At 73.4% G+C, this 15,798-nt stretch carries 17 protein-coding genes; all 17 read left to right on the plus strand.

Going from position 1 to position 15,798, the window contains the following annotated elements:
• On the plus strand, positions 1-630 hold the full coding sequence (locus AC5L3Z_RS26445) for a riboflavin synthase (protein ID WP_494845818.1): 630 nt from the start codon (positions 1-3) through the stop codon (positions 628-630).
• Positions 630-1,328 (plus strand): nicotinamide riboside transporter PnuC, encoded by a 699-nt coding sequence (gene pnuC, locus AC5L3Z_RS26450; RefSeq protein ID WP_494845820.1) that lies wholly within the window; start codon positions 630-632, stop codon positions 1,326-1,328. The genes AC5L3Z_RS26445 and pnuC overlap by 1 nt, the downstream gene beginning before the upstream one ends.
• The gene (locus tag AC5L3Z_RS26455) at positions 1,325-2,599 is read left to right on the plus strand and encodes a bifunctional 3,4-dihydroxy-2-butanone-4-phosphate synthase/GTP cyclohydrolase II (protein WP_494845821.1); all 1,275 of its coding nucleotides are present in this window, start codon (positions 1,325-1,327) and stop codon (positions 2,597-2,599) included. The genes pnuC and AC5L3Z_RS26455 overlap by 4 nt, the downstream gene beginning before the upstream one ends.
• 4 nt (positions 2,600-2,603) lie before the next feature.
• The gene (ribH, locus tag AC5L3Z_RS26460; protein ID WP_334532190.1) at positions 2,604-3,104 is read left to right on the plus strand and encodes a 6,7-dimethyl-8-ribityllumazine synthase; all 501 of its coding nucleotides are present in this window, start codon (positions 2,604-2,606) and stop codon (positions 3,102-3,104) included.
• Positions 3,105-3,277: 173 nt separating this feature from the next.
• Complete coding sequence (locus AC5L3Z_RS26465; RefSeq protein WP_184184738.1) at positions 3,278-3,541, plus strand: phosphoribosyl-ATP diphosphatase; 264 nt, start codon at positions 3,278-3,280, stop codon at positions 3,539-3,541.
• A 45-nt stretch (positions 3,542-3,586) separates the two neighbouring features.
• The gene (gene hisG, locus AC5L3Z_RS26470; RefSeq protein ID WP_494845823.1) at positions 3,587-4,432 is read left to right on the plus strand and encodes an ATP phosphoribosyltransferase; all 846 of its coding nucleotides are present in this window, start codon (positions 3,587-3,589) and stop codon (positions 4,430-4,432) included.
• Positions 4,429-5,391, plus strand: coding sequence for a DMT family transporter (locus AC5L3Z_RS26475; protein WP_494845824.1), 963 nt, complete (start codon positions 4,429-4,431; stop codon positions 5,389-5,391). Before hisG ends, AC5L3Z_RS26475 begins: the two co-directional genes overlap by 4 nt.
• Before the next feature lie 143 nt (positions 5,392-5,534).
• Complete coding sequence (locus tag AC5L3Z_RS26480; protein ID WP_494845825.1) at positions 5,535-6,008, plus strand: PH domain-containing protein; 474 nt, start codon at positions 5,535-5,537, stop codon at positions 6,006-6,008.
• A 338-nt stretch (positions 6,009-6,346) separates the two neighbouring features.
• Positions 6,347-6,997 carry a translation initiation factor IF-3 gene (infC, locus tag AC5L3Z_RS26485; protein WP_494845827.1) on the plus strand — a complete coding sequence of 217 codons (651 nt, stop codon included), beginning with the start codon at positions 6,347-6,349 and terminating at the stop codon, positions 6,995-6,997.
• A gap of 19 nt (positions 6,998-7,016) precedes the next feature.
• Positions 7,017-7,211 (plus strand): 50S ribosomal protein L35, encoded by a 195-nt coding sequence (gene rpmI / locus AC5L3Z_RS26490; RefSeq protein WP_334532176.1) that lies wholly within the window; start codon positions 7,017-7,019, stop codon positions 7,209-7,211.
• 32 nt (positions 7,212-7,243) lie between these two features.
• Positions 7,244-7,636, plus strand: a complete 393-nt coding sequence (gene rplT / locus AC5L3Z_RS26495) for a 50S ribosomal protein L20 (RefSeq protein ID WP_030335718.1) — start codon at positions 7,244-7,246, stop codon at positions 7,634-7,636.
• 31 nt (positions 7,637-7,667) lie between these two features.
• Positions 7,668-8,507: a TrmH family RNA methyltransferase gene (locus AC5L3Z_RS26500; protein ID WP_494845829.1), complete on the plus strand. Its 840-nt coding sequence runs from the start codon at positions 7,668-7,670 to the stop codon at positions 8,505-8,507.
• 215 nt (positions 8,508-8,722) lie between these two features.
• A complete protein-coding gene (gene pheS / locus AC5L3Z_RS26505; protein WP_494845831.1) occupies positions 8,723-9,793 on the plus strand; it encodes a phenylalanine--tRNA ligase subunit alpha in 1,071 nt (356 codons plus the stop codon).
• A gap of 39 nt (positions 9,794-9,832) precedes the next feature.
• Entirely contained in the window at positions 9,833-12,379 is a 2,547-nt protein-coding gene (gene pheT, locus AC5L3Z_RS26510) for a phenylalanine--tRNA ligase subunit beta (RefSeq protein WP_494845832.1), read from the plus strand.
• Between the two features lie 221 nt (positions 12,380-12,600).
• Positions 12,601-13,812, plus strand: a complete 1,212-nt coding sequence (locus tag AC5L3Z_RS26515; RefSeq protein ID WP_494845834.1) for a nucleotide sugar dehydrogenase — start codon at positions 12,601-12,603, stop codon at positions 13,810-13,812.
• On the plus strand, positions 13,809-14,603 hold the full coding sequence (locus tag AC5L3Z_RS26520; RefSeq protein ID WP_334532161.1) for a glycosyltransferase family 2 protein: 795 nt from the start codon (positions 13,809-13,811) through the stop codon (positions 14,601-14,603). Before AC5L3Z_RS26515 ends, AC5L3Z_RS26520 begins: the two co-directional genes overlap by 4 nt.
• Positions 14,604-14,611: 8 nt before the next feature.
• A complete protein-coding gene (locus AC5L3Z_RS26525; protein ID WP_334532158.1) occupies positions 14,612-15,637 on the plus strand; it encodes an NAD-dependent epimerase/dehydratase family protein in 1,026 nt (341 codons plus the stop codon).
• The last annotated feature ends 161 nt before the right edge of the window (positions 15,638-15,798 follow it).

The raw sequence follows: 15,798 nt of genomic DNA on the forward strand, positions 1-15,798 counted from the left end.
ATGTTCACCGGCATCGTCGAGGAGTTGGGCGAGATCGTCCGGATCGCCGACACCGGAGGTGACTCCGCGCTGGTCGCGATCCGCGGCCCGCTGGTCACCTCCGACGCCCGGCACGGCGACTCCATCTCCGTCAACGGGGTCTGTCTCACCGTGGTCGACGTCGACGGCGGCGTCTTCACCGCCGACGTGATGGGGGAGACGCTGCGCCGCTCGGCGCTCGGCGCGCTGCGCCCGGGCGACGCGGTCAACCTGGAGCGGGCCGCCGCGCTGGGCAGCCGCCTCGGCGGCCACCTGGTGCAGGGGCACGTCGACGGGGTCGGCGAGATCGTCGGGCGGGAGCCCGCCGAGCAGTGGGAGACGGTCCGCTTCCGGCTCCCCGCCGCCCTGGCCCGGTACGTGGTGGAGAAGGGCTCCATCACCATCGACGGCGTCTCGCTGACCGTGGCGGCGGTCGGCGACGACTGGTTCGCCGTCGGGCTGATCCCCACCACCCTGAAGCTGACCACGCTCGGCGCCAAGGGCGTCGGCGACCCGGTCAACCTGGAGGTCGACGTGCTGGCCAAGTACGTCGAGCGGCTGCTCGGCGACCGTCTCGCCGGCGGCGCCGGGCTCCCGGGCGGTGAGCGCTGATGGGCCCGCTCGGCTGGCTGCTCGAGGCCCAGGTCCAGATCGCCGGCTCGCCGGTGCTGGTCCGGGAGATCGTCGGCAACGGCTTCGGCCTGGCCTCCGCCCTGCTCGGCCTGCGCCGGCTGGTCTGGGCCTGGCCGGTCGGCATGATCGGCAACGCGCTGCTGTTCACCGTCTTCCTCGGCGGCGTCTTCCTCACCCCGCAGGCGCACGACCTCTACGGCCAGGCCGGCCGCCAGGTCTTCTTCTTCGCCGTCAGCGTGTACGGCTGGTGGCGCTGGTCGCGCAACCGCCGGGCGGGCACGGACGGCGAGGGGGCCGCGGTGACGCCGCGCTGGGCCACCGGCCGGGAGCGGCTCGGCCTGCTGCTGGCCGCGGTGCTCGGCACCGCCGCCGCGTACCCCGTGCTCGCCGCGCTCGGCTCGTGGGGTCCGCTGCCGGACGCCTGGATCCTCACCGGCAGCCTGCTCGCCACCTACGGGATGGCCCGCGGCTGGGTGGAGTTCTGGCTCATCTGGATCGCCGTCGACGCCGTCGGCGTGCCGCTGCTGCTGCGCGGCGGGTTCTACCCGTCGGCGGCCATGTACCTGCTCTACGGGGCCTTCTGCGTCTGGGGGATGGTCGCCTGGTGGCGCAGCTCGCGGGCCCCCCGGCCGGCGTCCCGACCGGTTCCGTCCACCTACTCGGAGGTCGTCGCATGACCACGTTCGCCAGCATCGAGGACGCGGTGGCCGACATCGCCGCCGGTCGGCCCGTCGTCGTGGTCGACGACGAGGACCGGGAGAACGAGGGAGACCTGATCTTCGCGGCCGAACTGGCCACCCCGGAGCTGGTCGCGTTCATGGTCCGCTACACCTCCGGCTACATCTGCGCGCCGCTCACCGAGAGCGAGTGCGACCGGCTGGACCTGCCGCCGATGCACCACACCAACCAGGACCGGCGCGGCACCGCCTACGCGGTGACCGTGGACGCCCGGGAGGGGATCAGCACCGGCATCTCCGCCGCCGACCGGGCGCACACCATCCGGCTGCTCGCCGACCCGTCCACCGGCCCGACCGACCTGGCCCGCCCCGGCCACGTGGTGCCGCTGCGCGCCCGCGCCGGTGGGGTGCTGCGGCGGCCCGGGCACACCGAGGCGGCCATCGACCTGACCCGGATGGCCGGGCTGCGCCCGGCCGGCGTGCTCTGCGAGATGGTCAACGACGACGGCACCATGATGCGCCTGCCGGACCTGGAGAAGTTCTGCGCGGAGCACTCGCTGACCCTGATCACCATCGCCGACCTGGTGGCGTACCGGCGGCGGCACGAGAAACAGGTCGAGCAGGTCGCCGACGCCCGGATGCCCACCCAGTACGGGGTGTTCCGGGCGCTGGGCTACCGCGCCGAGCACGACACGGCCGAGCACGTCGCGATGGTCTACGGCGAGATCGGCGACGGGCGGGACGTGCTGGTGCGGGTGCACTCGGAGTGCCTGACCGGGGACGTCTTCGGCTCGCTGCGCTGCGACTGCGGCCCGCAGTTGCAGGCCTCCCTGGCCCGGGTGGCCCGGGAGGGGCGGGGGGTGGTGCTCTACGTGCGCGGCCACGAGGGTCGCGGCATCGGGCTGCTGCACAAGCTCCAGGCGTACCAGCTCCAGGACCAGGGGCGGGACACCGTGGACGCGAACCTCGACCTGGGGCTGCCCGCCGACGCCCGGGACTACGGCACCGGCGCGCAGATCCTCTACGACCTGGGCGTGCGGTCGATGCGGCTGCTCACCAACAACCCGGCAAAGCGGGCCGGGCTGGAGGGGTACGGGCTGACCATCACCGGCCGCGAGGGGCTGCCGGTCCGGCCGCACCCGGAGAACGTGCGCTACCTGCGTACCAAGCGGGACCGGATGGGTCACCTGCTGGACGAGTTGGACGAGGTGACCGAGGCCCCGATGGGCCGGCCGGTCGCCGGTGGTGAGATCGACGAGATCGGAGCGTAGAGAGATGGCGGGATTCGGTGAACCCGGGGTGACCACGGTGGACGCCGCCGGGCTGACCGTCGGGGTGGTGGCGGCGCGCTGGCACGCCGACCTGACCGACCACATGCTCGACCGGGCGGTGGCGGCGGCGGAGGCGTGCGGCGCGCGGGCGGTCGTCGCCCGGGTGGCCGGCTCGGTGGAGCTGCCGGTGGTGGCCCAGGCGCTGGCCCGCCGCTGCGACGTGGTGGTCGCCCTCGGGGTGGTGGTCCGCGGCGCGACCGCGCACTTCGACTACGTCTGCCGGTCGGTGACCGACGGCCTCACCCGGGTGGCGCTCGACGAGGGGAAGCCGGTGGCCCACGGGGTGCTCACCGTGGAGAACATCGAGCAGGCCCGGGACCGGGCCGGGCTGCCCGGCTCGGCGGAGGACAAGGGCTGGGCGGCGACCGTCGCCGCCCTCGACGCGGCGCTGGCCATCCGCGACGCGGTCGCGGCGAACGGCCACCGGGTCGGCTTCGGCCGCTGACCCCGCACCGGTCGTCGACCGGCCTCATTCGCGGCGTGTCGCGCTCTCCCCGACCGGGGAGCCCGCGACACGCCGCAAATGTGTGGGTGGGGCTCGACCGTCCGGCGGGAAACGCCGACACGGCCGGACCCGGAGCGCGCGTCGCCGGACGGTGACTGGAAGAATCGCCTCCCGTGAAGACGTTCGAGGAGTTGTTCGCCGAGCTGCAGGCCAAGGCCGCCGCCGGCACCCCGGGCTCGGGCACGGTCGCCGCCTTGGACAAGGGCGTGCACTTCATCGGCAAGAAGGTCGTCGAGGAGGCGGCCGAGTCGTGGATGGCCGCCGAGTACGAGGGGCCGGAGCGGACCGCCGAGGAGATCTCCCAGCTGCTCTACCAGGTGCAGGTGCTGATGCTCGCCAGTGGTCTCGAGCTCAAGGACGTCTACCGACATCTGTGAGTGCGCCCCGTCGTTGATCACACCTGATCGAAGGAGCACTCCGTCATGCTGCGTGTCGCCGTACCGAACAAGGGCGCCCTGGCCGAGAAGGCCGCCGAGATGCTGCGCGAGGCGGGTTACCGCCAGCGCAGCGACCCGAAGGACCTGGTCTGCCGGGACGAGTCCAACGACATCGAGTTCTTCTACCTGCGCCCCAAGGACATCGCCACCTACGTCGGCTCCGGTGACCTCGACGTCGGGATCACCGGCCGGGACCTGCTGATCGACTCCGGCGCGCCGGCGGAGGAGGTGGTGGACCTGGCCTTCGGCCGGGCCACCTTCCGCTTCGCCGCCCGCCCCGACGACGTCCACTCGGTGCAGGAGCTGGGTGGGCACCGGATCGCCACCGCGTACCCGGGGCTGGTCGAGCGGTACCTCGGCGACGTGGGCGTCAAGGCCGACGTGATCCGCCTGGACGGCGCGGTGGAGAACGCCATCCGGCTCGGCGTCGCCGACGTCGTCGCCGACGTGGTGGAGACCGGCGCCACCCTGCGCCAGGCCGGCCTGGTCGTCTTCGGCGACCCGCTGCTGCGCTCGTCGGCGGTGCTGGTCCGGCGCACCGGGGCGCCGAACCACCCGCAGGCCGAGCAGTTGGTGCGCCGGCTGCACGGGGTGCTGGTCGCCCGCCGCTACGTGATGCTCGCCTACGACGTGCCGGCCGGCCTGCTGGACCGGGCCAGCTCGCTGACCCCGGGCATCGAGTCGCCGACCGTCTCCCCGCTGCACCGGGAGGGCTGGGTCGCCGTCCAGGCGATGGTGCTCAGCGAGGACGTGCACCGGATCATGGACGAGCTGTACGACCTCGGCGCCCGCGCCATCCTGGTCACCAACATCCACGCCTGCCGGCTGTGAGAACGCCGCCGTCCGGGGTCGCCCTGGCCCTGGTCGCCCTGGGCGGGGTGGCCGGGGCGGCGCAGGGCGTGGTCAACGCCGAGCTGGGCGAGCGGGTCGGCAACGCCACCCTCGGCGCGGTGGTCAACAACCTCGGCGGGGTCCTGCTGGTCCTGGTGGGGCTGGCGCTGCCGTCCATGCGGGCCGGCCTGGTGGCGCTGCGCCGGGCCCGGCCCCCGTGGTGGTCGTACCTCGGTGGGCTGGGCGGCGCGGCCATCGTGCTGCTCGGCGCCTACGTCGTGCCGGTGCTCGGGGTGGCGCTCTTCACGATCGCCCAGGTCGCCGGGGGCAGCGTCGGCGGGCTGGCGGTGGACCGGGCCGGCCTCGCCCCGGTCGGCCGGCTGCCGCTGACCGGGCCCCGGCTGGCCGGCGCGCTGCTCGGGGTGGCGGCGGTCGCCCTGGCCCAGGCCGGCCAGCCCCTGGGTGAACTGGCCGTCGGGCTGGTGCTGCTCGCCGTCCTCGGCGGCGTCGCCGTCGCGCTCCAGTCCGCCCTCAACGGCCGGATCTCCGCAGCCGGCTCGCCCGCCGCCGGGGTGGCGGTCAACTTCGCCACCGCCACGCCGGTCGTGCTGCTCGTCGCCGCGCTGGCCGGCGCGTTCACCGGACCGGGAACCACCTGGCCGGACGACTGGTACCTCTACGTCGGGGGACTGCTCGGCGTCGGCATCGTGGCCAGCCTGGTGGTCGGCGTCCGCGCGGTCGGGGTGCTGCGGACCGGCCTGGCGCTGGTCGCCGGTCAGCTCGGCGGCGGGCTGCTGCTGGACCTGCTGCCCGGCGGCCCGGGGCTGCGCTGGCCGGTGCTGGCCGGCGCGGTGCTCACCCTCGTCGCGGCGGTGGTGGCCGGTCGGGGTGCGCCCGGTGCCCGGACCGCGCCGGCGCCGGCCGAGCCCGCCGAACGGCCGGCCGCGCTTCGCCGGTGACCGCCCTCGGCGCCCCCGGCCGCTGACCGCCTTCGGCGCCCCCGGCCGCCGGCCGGCCGACGACGTGGCCGGGGCGCCGGCCGGCGGACGCGGACCCGTGTGGCGGCGGAACGCCGGCCCGGAGCGGGTGGCAGACTGGTGGGGTGAGCGACATCGAGCTGATCCGCCTCAAGCCCCGCCGCGTGCGGGTGGTCTGCTGGGCCTCGGCCGCCGCGCTGCTGGTGGTCTTCAGCCTGGTCGCCACCTCGTTGACCGGCCCGACCGGTAACGGCTACGGCAGCTTCCAGCGCGGCGACCAGCTCGCCATGATCGGTCTCGGTGTGCTCGGCGCGCTGGGCATCCTGCTCTTCACCCGCCCGCGGGTGGAGGCGGACGCCCGGGGGGTGCGGGTGCGCAACGTGGTCGGCTCGTACGAGCTGCCCTGGGAGGTCGTCCGCGGGGTGCGCTTCGACCGGGGCGCCCCCTGGGCCAGCCTGGAGCTGCACGACGACGACCTGCTGCCGATGGTGGCCCTGCAGGCCGCCGACAAGGAGATCGCGGTCGAGGGGGTGCGCGCGCTGCGCCGGCTGCACCAGGCCCACCTGGCGACGCTCGCCGGTGACCCGACCCCCCGCTGAGCTGCCGCGCTGAGCTGCCAGCCCGGTTTGGGGCTGACTGCGGTGAGGGTGTAGTGTTGCCGAGTCGACCAGACTGCCCCCGTTCCGACGTGCGGGCGGTCTCGAAGCGGAGCGCCTGCTCCCACCCGAGTTGCCCCTGACGGCGGCCGGGTCCGGTCACCGGTTCCGGGGACATCCCGGTTCCGGATGCGCGATCATGTGATCGTGCCGACCGGTCGAGCGGGCCCTGGCATGCGCCGGGGCCTTCTGCTTTCCGGACGGCTCCCATCCGGGAGCCCACGGGGTCGCCACACGCAGGAGAACCGACTCGAGGAGGCCCCATCAGCGTCGAACCACGCGTGAACGAGCAGATCCGGGCACGTGAGGTCCGACTGGTCGGCCCTGAGGGTGAGCAGGTGGGCATCGTCCCGCTGGAGCGCGCCCTGCAGCTGGCCGCGGACGTCGACCTGGACCTGGTCGAGGTTGCGCCGATGGCGCGCCCACCGGTGTGCAAGCTCATGGACTTCGGCAAGTTCAAGTACGAGAGCGCACTCAAGGCGCGCGAAGCGCGGCGTAACCAGCAGCAGACCGTCATCAAGGAGATGAAGCTCCGGCCGAAGATCGACCCGCACGACTACGAGACCAAGAAGGGTCACGTGGTGCGGTTCCTCAAGGCCGGCGACAAGGTCAAGGTGACGATCATGTTCCGCGGTCGCGAGCAGAGCCGCCCGGAGCTGGGTTACCGGCTCCTGCGTCGGCTCGAGTCCGAGATCACGGAGCTGGGATACGTCGAGGCCGCACCGAAGCAGGACGGCCGAAACATGATCATGGTTCTCGCTCCGCACCGGGCCGTCAAGGCCTCCGCGGTCGCCGCGACGGCGTCCCGCGGTGCTCCCCGGGACCGGGCCGCGGAGGAGTCCGCCGCCCCGGCAGGTGGCGAGACCCCGGCGGCCGGCGAGACCGCAGCAGCCGGTGAGACCGGCACGACCGCCGACACCAGCGGTCAGTAACAGGGGAGAGACGTTCCACATGCCGAAGATGAAGAGCCACACGGGTATGGGCAAGCGGGTCAAGGTGACCGGCAAGGGCAAGATCGTTGCCCAGCAGGCCGGCCTTCGCCACAACCTGGAGAAGAAGCCCTCCCGGCAGACCCGGCGGCTGACCGGCACGATCGAGCTGGCCAAGGTCGACGTCAAGCGCATCAAGAAGCTGCTCGGCCGCTGACGCGCGCCACCTGAACCGAAGAAGGAGTTGAGATGGCACGCGTCAAGCGGGCTGTGAACGCCCAGAAGAAGCGTCGTACCCTGCTGGAGACCGCGAGCGGTTACCGCGGTCAGCGCTCCCGGCTGTACCGCAAGGCCAAGGAGCAGGTGCTGCACTCGATGCAGTACGCCTACCGGGACCGTCGCGACCGCAAGGGCGACTTCCGGCAGCTCTGGATCCAGCGCATCAACGCTGGCGCCCGGGCCAACGGCATGACCTACAACCGGCTGATCCAGGGCCTGCGCCTGGCCGGCATCGAGGTCGACCGCAAGATCCTGGCCGACCTGGCCGTCAACGACGCCGCGGCGTTCGCCGCGATCGTCGAGCTGGCCCGCGCCGCCGTGGCGGCCGAGGGCACCGGTGGCGCCGCGGCTCAGGCCGCCTGATCCACCCGTAGCAGAGATCGAGGCGTCTCCCATGCAGTCACCATCGCGCGGGAGGCGCCTCGACGCTGTCTCCGGCCCGTTCACCCCGCGTACCCCGCGGGTCGTCGCCGCCCGCCGGCTCCAGCGCCGCCGGGACCGCGACGCCGCCGGCCGGTTCCTGGCCGAGGGGCCGCAGGCCGTCCGCGAGGCCCTGGCCCGCCCCGACACGGTCACCGAACTCTTCGGCACGCCGGCCGCCCTCGACCGGTACGCCGACCTCGCGGCCGAGGCCGCCCGGGCCGACGTGCCCGTCTCCGAGGTGACCGACGAGGGGCTCGCCGCGCTCGCCGAGACCGTCGCCCCGCAGGGCCTGGTCGCGGTCTGCCGGCACCTCGACGTACCCCTGGACGCGGCCCTGGCCCGGGAGCCCCGGCTGGTCGCGGTGCTCGCCGGGATCCGCGACCCGGGCAACGCCGGCACGGTGCTGCGCACCGCCGACGCGGCGGGCGCGGGCGCGGTGGTCTTCGCCGGCGACGCGGTCGACCCCTACAACGGCAAGTGCGTGCGCTCCTCCGCCGGCAGCCTCTTCCACGTCGACGTGGTCCGCGCCCCGGACCCCCGCGCGGTGGTCGACGCGCTCCGCGCGGCCGGCCTCTCCGTCTTCGCCACCACCGGGTACGGCGACAGCGACCTCGACGATCTCATCGACTACGGGCGGCTCGCCGCCCCCACCGCCTGGCTCTTCGGCTCGGAGGCGCACGGGCTGCCGGAGGAGCTGGCGGCCGCCGCCGACGCCCGGGTCCGGGTGCCGCTGCACGGGCGCGCGGAGAGCCTCAACCTGGCTGCGGCCGCCGCGGTCTGCCTGTACGCTTCAGCCAGAGCACTGCGCTGACCTTCGTCGCGCACCCATGCCAGACAGGGGAGTCGTCCCGGATGATGAACGCGCCACGGCGTTCGTTTAGCCAGCCCGCCGGTGTCGGCGGGCGGCGGGCCTGACCCTTCCTCCTGCGCAACTCCCACCGGCGGGCAGCGGCACAGCCGCGCGTCCGTAGACTCGCCTAGCCGCCCGTGAGGGCCGGCGCCGCCGTGAGGGAGTGCCCGTACGCCATGAGCTACCGCAACGATCCGTACGACCCGAAGCAGGTCGCCCTGCTGGACCCGGCCGCCCTGGCCGAGGCCGTGGCCGACGCCGAGAAGGCGTTCGCCGGGGCCGCCGATCCCGACGCGCTGACCGCGCTGCGTCCCGCGCACCTCGGTGACCGGGCGCCGGTCTCCCTCGCGCGCCGCGAGATCGGCGCGCTGCCGCCGGCCGCGAAGTCCGACGCGGGCAAGCGGGTCAACGAGGCCCGCCGGTCGATCGAGTCCGCGTACGCCGCCCGCCAGGAGGTCCTGGAGCGGGAGCAGGCCGCCCGGGTGCTGGTCGAGGAGCGGGTCGACGTGACCCTGCCGTACGACCGCCGCCCGAGGGGCGCCCGTCACCCGCTGGCCACCCTGATGGAGCAGATCAGCGACCTCTTCGTCGGGATGGGCTACGAGGTGGCCGAGGGCCCCGAGGTCGAGCTGGAGTGGACCAACTTCGACGCGCTGAACATCCCCGCCGACCACCCGGCGCGCGGGCTGATGGACACCTTCCACATCGCGCCGGAGGGCTCCGGCCTGGTCCTGCGCACCCACACCTCCACCGTGCAGACCCGCACCATGCTCAGCCGCAAGCCGCCGATCTACGTGATCTGCCCCGGGCGGGTCTACCGCACCGACGAGGTGGACGCCACCCACAGCCCGGTGTTCCACCAGGCAGAGGGGCTGGTGGTCGACAAGGGCATCACGATGGCGCACCTGCGTGGCACCCTGGACCACTTCGCCCGGGCGATCTTCGGGCCGGAGGCGAAGACCCGGTGGCGGCCGCACTACTTCCCCTTCACCGAGCCGTCGGCCGAGTTCGACGTCTGGTTCCCCGAGCACCGGGACGGGCCGCGGTGGGTCGAGTGGGGCGGCTGCGGCATGGTGAACCCGCGGGTGCTGCGCGCCTGCGGGATCGACCCGGAGGTCTACTCCGGATTCGCCTTCGGCATGGGCATCGACCGGACCCTGATGGTCCGGCACGGGGCCGGTGACATCCGGGACCTGTTCGAGGGCGACGTGCGGTTCACCCGCGCGCTCGGCACCGGGGCGGCGTAGGCGATGCGGGTACGAGTCATGGAGACGGTGGTCTGAGTCATGCGAGTTTCTGTCAGTTGGCTGCGGGAGTACGTCGACCTCCCGGCCGACCTGCCCACCGAGGACCTGGAGCAGTCCCTGGTCGACCTCGGCATCGAGGTCGAGTCGATGGTGGACCTGCGCCGGACCGTCACCGGTCAGTTGGTGGTCGGTGAGGTCCGCGAGATCGAGGAGCTCACCGGCTTCAAGAAGCCGATCCGCTACTGCCTGGTCGACGTCGGCGCCGCCAACGGCACCGGCGAGCCGCAGCAGATCGTCTGCGGGGCGCGCAACTTCGCCCCCGGCGACAAGGTCGTGGTGATCCTCCCCGGCGGCGTGCTCCCGGGGAACTTCACCATCGGCGCGCGCAAGACGTACGGGCGCATGTCCGCGGGCATGATCTGCTCGGCGAAGGAGCTGGGCCTGGGCGACGACCACTCCGGCATCATCGTGCTGCCGGCCGACAGCCCGGCCAAGCCGGGCGACGACGCGCGCCCCGTGGTCGGACTCGACGACGTCGTGGCCGAGCTGGAGATCACCCCGGACCGGGGGTACGCGTTGAGCGTGCGCGGCATCGCCCGCGAGCTGGCGCACGCCCTCGGCCTGTCGTTCCGCGACCCGGGCCTGGCGCCCGCCCCGGCCGGCACCGACGCGCCGGCGTACCCGGTGGAGGTGCGCGACACCGTCGGCTGCGACCGGTTCGCCGCCCGGATGGTCCGGGGCGTCGATCCCACCGCGCGGACCCCCGGCTGGATGGCGCAGCGGCTCACCGTGGCCGGCATCCGCAGCATCTCGCTGCCGGTCGACATCACCAACTACGTGATGCTCGAACTGGGCCAGCCGATGCACGCGTTCGACGCCGAGCGGATCACCGGCCCGCTGGTGGTCCGCCGCGCCGAGGCGGGGGAGAAGCTGACCACCCTGGACGGTGTCGCCCGCACGCTCACCGCCGAGGACATGGTCATCTGCGACGACACCGGGCCGATCTCGTTGGCCGCGGTGATGGGCGGCGAGACCAGCGAGGTCGTCGCCGGCACCACCGACGTGCTCTTCGAGGCCGCGCACTGGGACCCGGTGATGGTGGGCCGGACCGCCCGCCGGCACAAGCTGTTCAGCGAGGCGGCGAAGCGGTGGGAGCGGGGTGTCGACCCGGCGCTGCCGCTGGTCGCCCTGGAGCGTGCCGTCGGCCTGCTCACCGAGCACGGCGGCGGCGTGGCCGGCGACGAGATCCTCGACATCGACCACGTGCGGCCGATGCGGCCGGTCGTCCTCCCCGTCGACCTGCCGTCGCGGCGGATCGGGGTCGACTACCCGGCGCAGCGGGTGGTCGACCTGCTGGAGCAGGTCGGCTGCACCGTCGCGCGGGGCGCCGACCGGCTGGGCGAGGACCCGGGCGAGGTGGGTGTCGCCGCGGGCGAGGGCGACGTGCTCACCGTGACCCCGCCGACCTGGCGGCCCGACCTGACCGACCCGGCCGACCTGGTCGAGGAGGTGGTCCGCCTCGACGGGTACGACCGGGTGCCGTCGGTGCTGCCGACCGCGCCGGCCGGCCGTGGCCTGACCGCCGCGCAGCGCCGCCGTCGTGCGGTGGCCCGGGCGCTGTCCGAGCGGGGCTACGTGGAGGTGCTCGCGCACCCGTTCGCCGCGCCGGAGCTCGCCGACCAGCTCGGCCTGCCCGCCGACGACCCGCGGCGGTCGGCGGTGCGGCTGGCCAACCCGCTGTCGGAGGAGGAGCCGCTGCTGCGCACCACGCTGCTCGGCCCGCTGCTCGGCATCTTGAAGCGCAACCTCGGCCGTGGTCACCGCGACCTCGCGCTCTTCGAGGTCGGGGCGGTCTTCCACCCGCGTCCCGACGCCGGCAGCCCGCCGGCGATGGGCGTGGACCGGCGTCCCACCGACGCCGAGTTCGCCGCCGCCGACGCGGTGGTGCCCGACCAGCCCCGGCACGTCGCGGTCGTGCTGGCCGGCGAGATCGAGCCGGCCGGCTGGTGGGGCGCCGGCCGGGCGGCCGGCTGGGCGGACGCCGTGCAGGCCGGCCGGGACGTGCTCGCCGCCGCCGACCTTCCGGCCGACCGGATCGAGGTCCGCGCCGCCGAGTACGCGCCCTGGCACCCGGGCCGCTGCGCCGCGCTGCTGGTCGACGGCGTCGTCGTCGGTCACGCCGGCGAGCTGCACCCGTCGGTCGTGGCGGGGCTGGAGCTGCCCCGGCGGACCTGCGCGATGGAGCTGAACCTGGACGCGCTGCCGGCCGCGCCGGTGGCGCCCGCGCCGACCGTCTCCGGCTTCCCGCCGGCGCTGATCGACGTGGCGCTGGTGCTGGACGCCTCGGTGCCGGCGGAGCAGGTGCAGCAGGCCCTCGTGGACGGCGCCGGGGAGCTGCTGGAGGGGGTCCGGCTCTTCGACGTGTACGCCTCCGAGCAGCTCGGCGCGGGACGCCGGTCGCTGGCGTACAAGCTCACCTTCCGGGCGCTGGACCGCACCCTGACCGTGGAGGAGGCGGTGGCCGCCCGGGACGCCGCGGTCGCGGTGGTCACGGAGCGCTTCGGCGCCACCCTGCGCGGCGCCTGACCGGCGGGAACGGGCCCCTTCCCGACGCCTCGGGCGCGGGGAGGGGCCCGCCTTCGTCGCGTCACCGTGATCCGGTGGTGACCGGCGGTGACGCATCGGCCGAAAGGCCACCGGCCACGATTCGTTCGGCTACCCACGGGTCACATGGGAGGGGTTAGCCTGCTTGGATTCCGGCTACCGGCCGGATCACCCCACCCCGCCACCCCCACGGGAGTTCAGTCATGTCCGAGGAAACGGGCCGCCCGCCCATCTCCGTCGACGTCTGCATCGTCGGCGGCTGCGGTCGGGTGGGCCTGCCGCTGGGCATCGCCTTCGCCTCCCGCGGCCTCTCCGTCGTCCTGTACGACATCAACGCCGACGCCGTCGCCACGGTCAACGCCGGCACGCTGCCCTTCGCCGAGCCGGGCGCCGCCGAGGTGCTGGCCGAGGCGGTCGCCGCCGGCCGGCTGCGGGCCACCACCGACCCGGTCGCGGTGGGCGCCTCCGAGCACCTGGTGGTGGTGGTCGGCACCCCGGTCGACGAGCACCTCAACCCGGACCTGGGCGCGGTGCCGCGGGCCCTGGAGCGCTGTGCCGAGCATCTGCGCGACGGGCAGCTGGTGGTGCTGCGCAGCACCGTCTACCCGGGGGTGACGGCGCTGACCGAGAAGCTCCTCGCCGGCAAGGGCATCCGCGCGGACGTGGCGTTCTGCCCGGAGCGCATCGCCGAGGGCCGGGCGATGACGGAGCTGTTCACCCTGCCGCAGATCGTCGCCGCGCGGACGCCGCACGCGCTGGCCCGGGCGGAGAAGCTGTTCCGGCACCTCACCGAGCAGATCGTCCCGCTCGAGCCGGAGGAGGCGGAGCTGGCGAAGCTGTTCACCAACACCTGGCGCTACATCAAGTTCGCCACCGCCAACCAGTTCTGGATGATGGCCAACGACTTCGGGCTGGACTTCGCCCGGATCCGGCACGCGGTGGCCCACGACTACCCGCGCGCGGCGGACCTGCCGATGCCCGGTTTCGCCGCCGGGCCGTGCCTGTTCAAGGACACCATGCAGCTGGCCGCGTTCAACCGGAACAACTTCGTGCTCGGCCACTCCGCGATGCTGATCAACGAGGGGCTGCCGCTGTACCTGGTGTCCCGGCTGGAGGACCGGTTCGACCTGTCCGAGCTGACCGTGGGGATCCTCGGAATGGCCTTCAAGGGCGGCTCGGACGACCCGCGGGAGAGCCTGGCGTACAAGCTGCGCAAGATCCTGGCGTTGAAGACCCGGGAGACCCTCTGCACGGACCCGTACGTCGCCGACGAGCGCCTGGTCGACCTGGACGAGGTGCTGCGCCGCGCCGACCTGCTGGTCATCGCCGCCCCGCACGAGCAGTACGCCCGCCTCGACACCGACAAACCGGTGATCGACATGTGGGGCCTGACCGGGACGGGGGTCCGGGTGTGAAGCCCCGGGTCTCGGTGATCGTGCCGGTCTACAACGAGGGCGAGGCGATCCTGCGCTGCCTGGAGCGGATGCTGCGGGAGATGCTGCTCCCGGCCGAGGTGTTGATCGTGCACGACATGCCGGAGGACACCACCGTCCCGTACGTGGAGCGGATCGCCCGGGTCGACCCGCGGGTGCGGGCGGTGCTCAACACGTACGGCCGGGGGCCGGCGAACGCGATCCGGTTCGGCATCGACGCCGCGCTCGCCCCGGTCGTGGTGGTGACCATGGCCGACGGCTGCGACGACCCGCGCCAGATCGACGAGCTGGCCCGGCTGGTGGACCGGGGCGTGGTGGTCGCCGCCGCCTCCCGGTACATGCCCGGCGGTCAGCAGGTGGGTGGCCCCCGGCTGAAGCGGATGATGTCGCGCTGGGCCGGGCGCAGCCTCTACACCCTGGCCCGGGTCGGCACCCGGGACGCCACGAACAGCTTCAAGGCGTACGACACGGCCTTCGTGCGGGAGGTCGGGATCGAGTCGCGCACCGGCTTCGAGATCGGGCTGGAGTTGACCGCGAAGGCGACCCGGCTGCGCCTGCCCGTCGCCGAGATCCCCACCATCTGGCTGGACCGGCCGCTGGGGGAGTCCCACTTCGACCTGGGCCGGTTCCTCCCCGGCTACCTGCGGTGGTACTTCTTCGCCTACGGTCGACGGCTGAGCCGGGAGAAGCTCGCCGCCCGCGGCGCCGCGGTGGCCGTGCCGGCCCCGCGTCACCCGCAGGGCGACAGCACCGAGTACGAGAAGACCGTTTAGGAGCGCACGTGGCGAAGGTCCTGGTAACTGGTTCGGCCGGCTTCATCGGCGGTTACCTGGTGCAGGAGTTGCTGGACCGGGGCCACGAGGTGGTCGGGATCGACAACTTCTCGAAGTACGGCCCGGTCACCCACAGCTACGACGACCACCCGCGGTTCCACTTCACCGAGGGCGACGCCCGCGACGTCGACCTGCTCACCGAGCTGCTGGACGGCTGCGACCACCTGGTCGCCGGCGCGGCGATGATCGGCGGCATCTCCTACTTCCACGCCTACGCCTACGACCTGCTCGCCACCAACGAGCGGATCATGGCGGCGACCTGCGACGCGGCGATCCGCGCCCACCGCGAGGGCAGCCTGGCGAAGGTCACCTACCTCTCCTCCTCGATGGTCTTCGAGTCCACCGAGCACTGGCCCAGCAAGGAGGGCGACGAGCGGCGCATCCCGCCGCCGCTGTCGTCGTACGGCTTCCAGAAGCTGGCCGTGGAGTACTACGCCCGGGCTGCCTGGGAGCAGTACCAGCTGCCGTACACGATCGTCCGGCCGTTCAACTGCGTCGGGGTGGGGGAGGGGCGGGCGCTGGGCCAGGCCGAGGTGCTCTCCGGCAACGTCAAGCTGGCCATGTCGCACGTGGTGCCCGACCTGGTGCAGAAGATCGTCAAGGGGCAGGATCCGCTGCACATCCTCGGTGAGGGCCACCAGGTGCGGCACTACACCTACGGCGGGGACCTGGCCCGGGGCATCGCGACCGCGGTGGAGCACCCGGCGGCGCGCAACGAGGACTTCAACCTCTCCACCGCGGAGTCGACCAGCGTGCTGGAGCTGGCCGAGCTGATCTGGCACAAGATCAAGGGCCCGGACGTGCCGTTCCGGCACGTCTCCGACGAGCCCTTCCGGTACGACGTGCAGAAGCGGGTGCCGGACGTGACGAAGGCCCGCGAGGTGCTCGGCTTCACCGCCACCACCTCGCTGGACGAGATGCTCGACGAGGTCGTTCCGTGGGTGACCCGGGCGGTCGAGGAGGGCCGTCTCTAGTCTCCCGCGACGTTCGTCCCGACCCGGCCCGGTTCGCCCCCCGCGAACCGGGCCGGGCTCTTTCGTGTCGGTTGACCGGCGTTCTGGCTTCATGCTCATGCGATGTGTTGTATGAACTTGCAGTAGAGGGGTTACGTCGCTAGCCTTTTTGCATAGTCATG

The sequence above is a fragment of the Micromonospora sp. LZ37 genome, from assembly GCF_059359015.1.

Coding starts and splice junctions, on each gene's coding strand:
- pheS (WP_494845831.1), top strand. CDS start 8,723: ATGAGCTACCGCAACGATCCGTACGACCCGAAGCAGGTCGCCCTGCTG.
- rpmI (WP_334532176.1), top strand. CDS start 7,017: ATGCCGAAGATGAAGAGCCACACGGGTATGGGCAAGCGGGTCAAGGTG.
- rplT (WP_030335718.1), top strand. CDS start 7,244: ATGGCACGCGTCAAGCGGGCTGTGAACGCCCAGAAGAAGCGTCGTACC.
- AC5L3Z_RS26500 (WP_494845829.1), top strand. CDS start 7,668: ATGCAGTCACCATCGCGCGGGAGGCGCCTCGACGCTGTCTCCGGCCCG.
- AC5L3Z_RS26455 (WP_494845821.1), top strand. CDS start 1,325: ATGACCACGTTCGCCAGCATCGAGGACGCGGTGGCCGACATCGCCGCC.
- AC5L3Z_RS26515 (WP_494845834.1), top strand. CDS start 12,601: ATGTCCGAGGAAACGGGCCGCCCGCCCATCTCCGTCGACGTCTGCATC.
- AC5L3Z_RS26445 (WP_494845818.1), top strand. CDS start 1: ATGTTCACCGGCATCGTCGAGGAGTTGGGCGAGATCGTCCGGATCGCC.
- ribH (WP_334532190.1), top strand. CDS start 2,604: ATGGCGGGATTCGGTGAACCCGGGGTGACCACGGTGGACGCCGCCGGG.
- pheT (WP_494845832.1), top strand. CDS start 9,833: ATGCGAGTTTCTGTCAGTTGGCTGCGGGAGTACGTCGACCTCCCGGCC.
- pnuC (WP_494845820.1), top strand. CDS start 630: ATGGGCCCGCTCGGCTGGCTGCTCGAGGCCCAGGTCCAGATCGCCGGC.
- hisG (WP_494845823.1), top strand. CDS start 3,587: ATGCTGCGTGTCGCCGTACCGAACAAGGGCGCCCTGGCCGAGAAGGCC.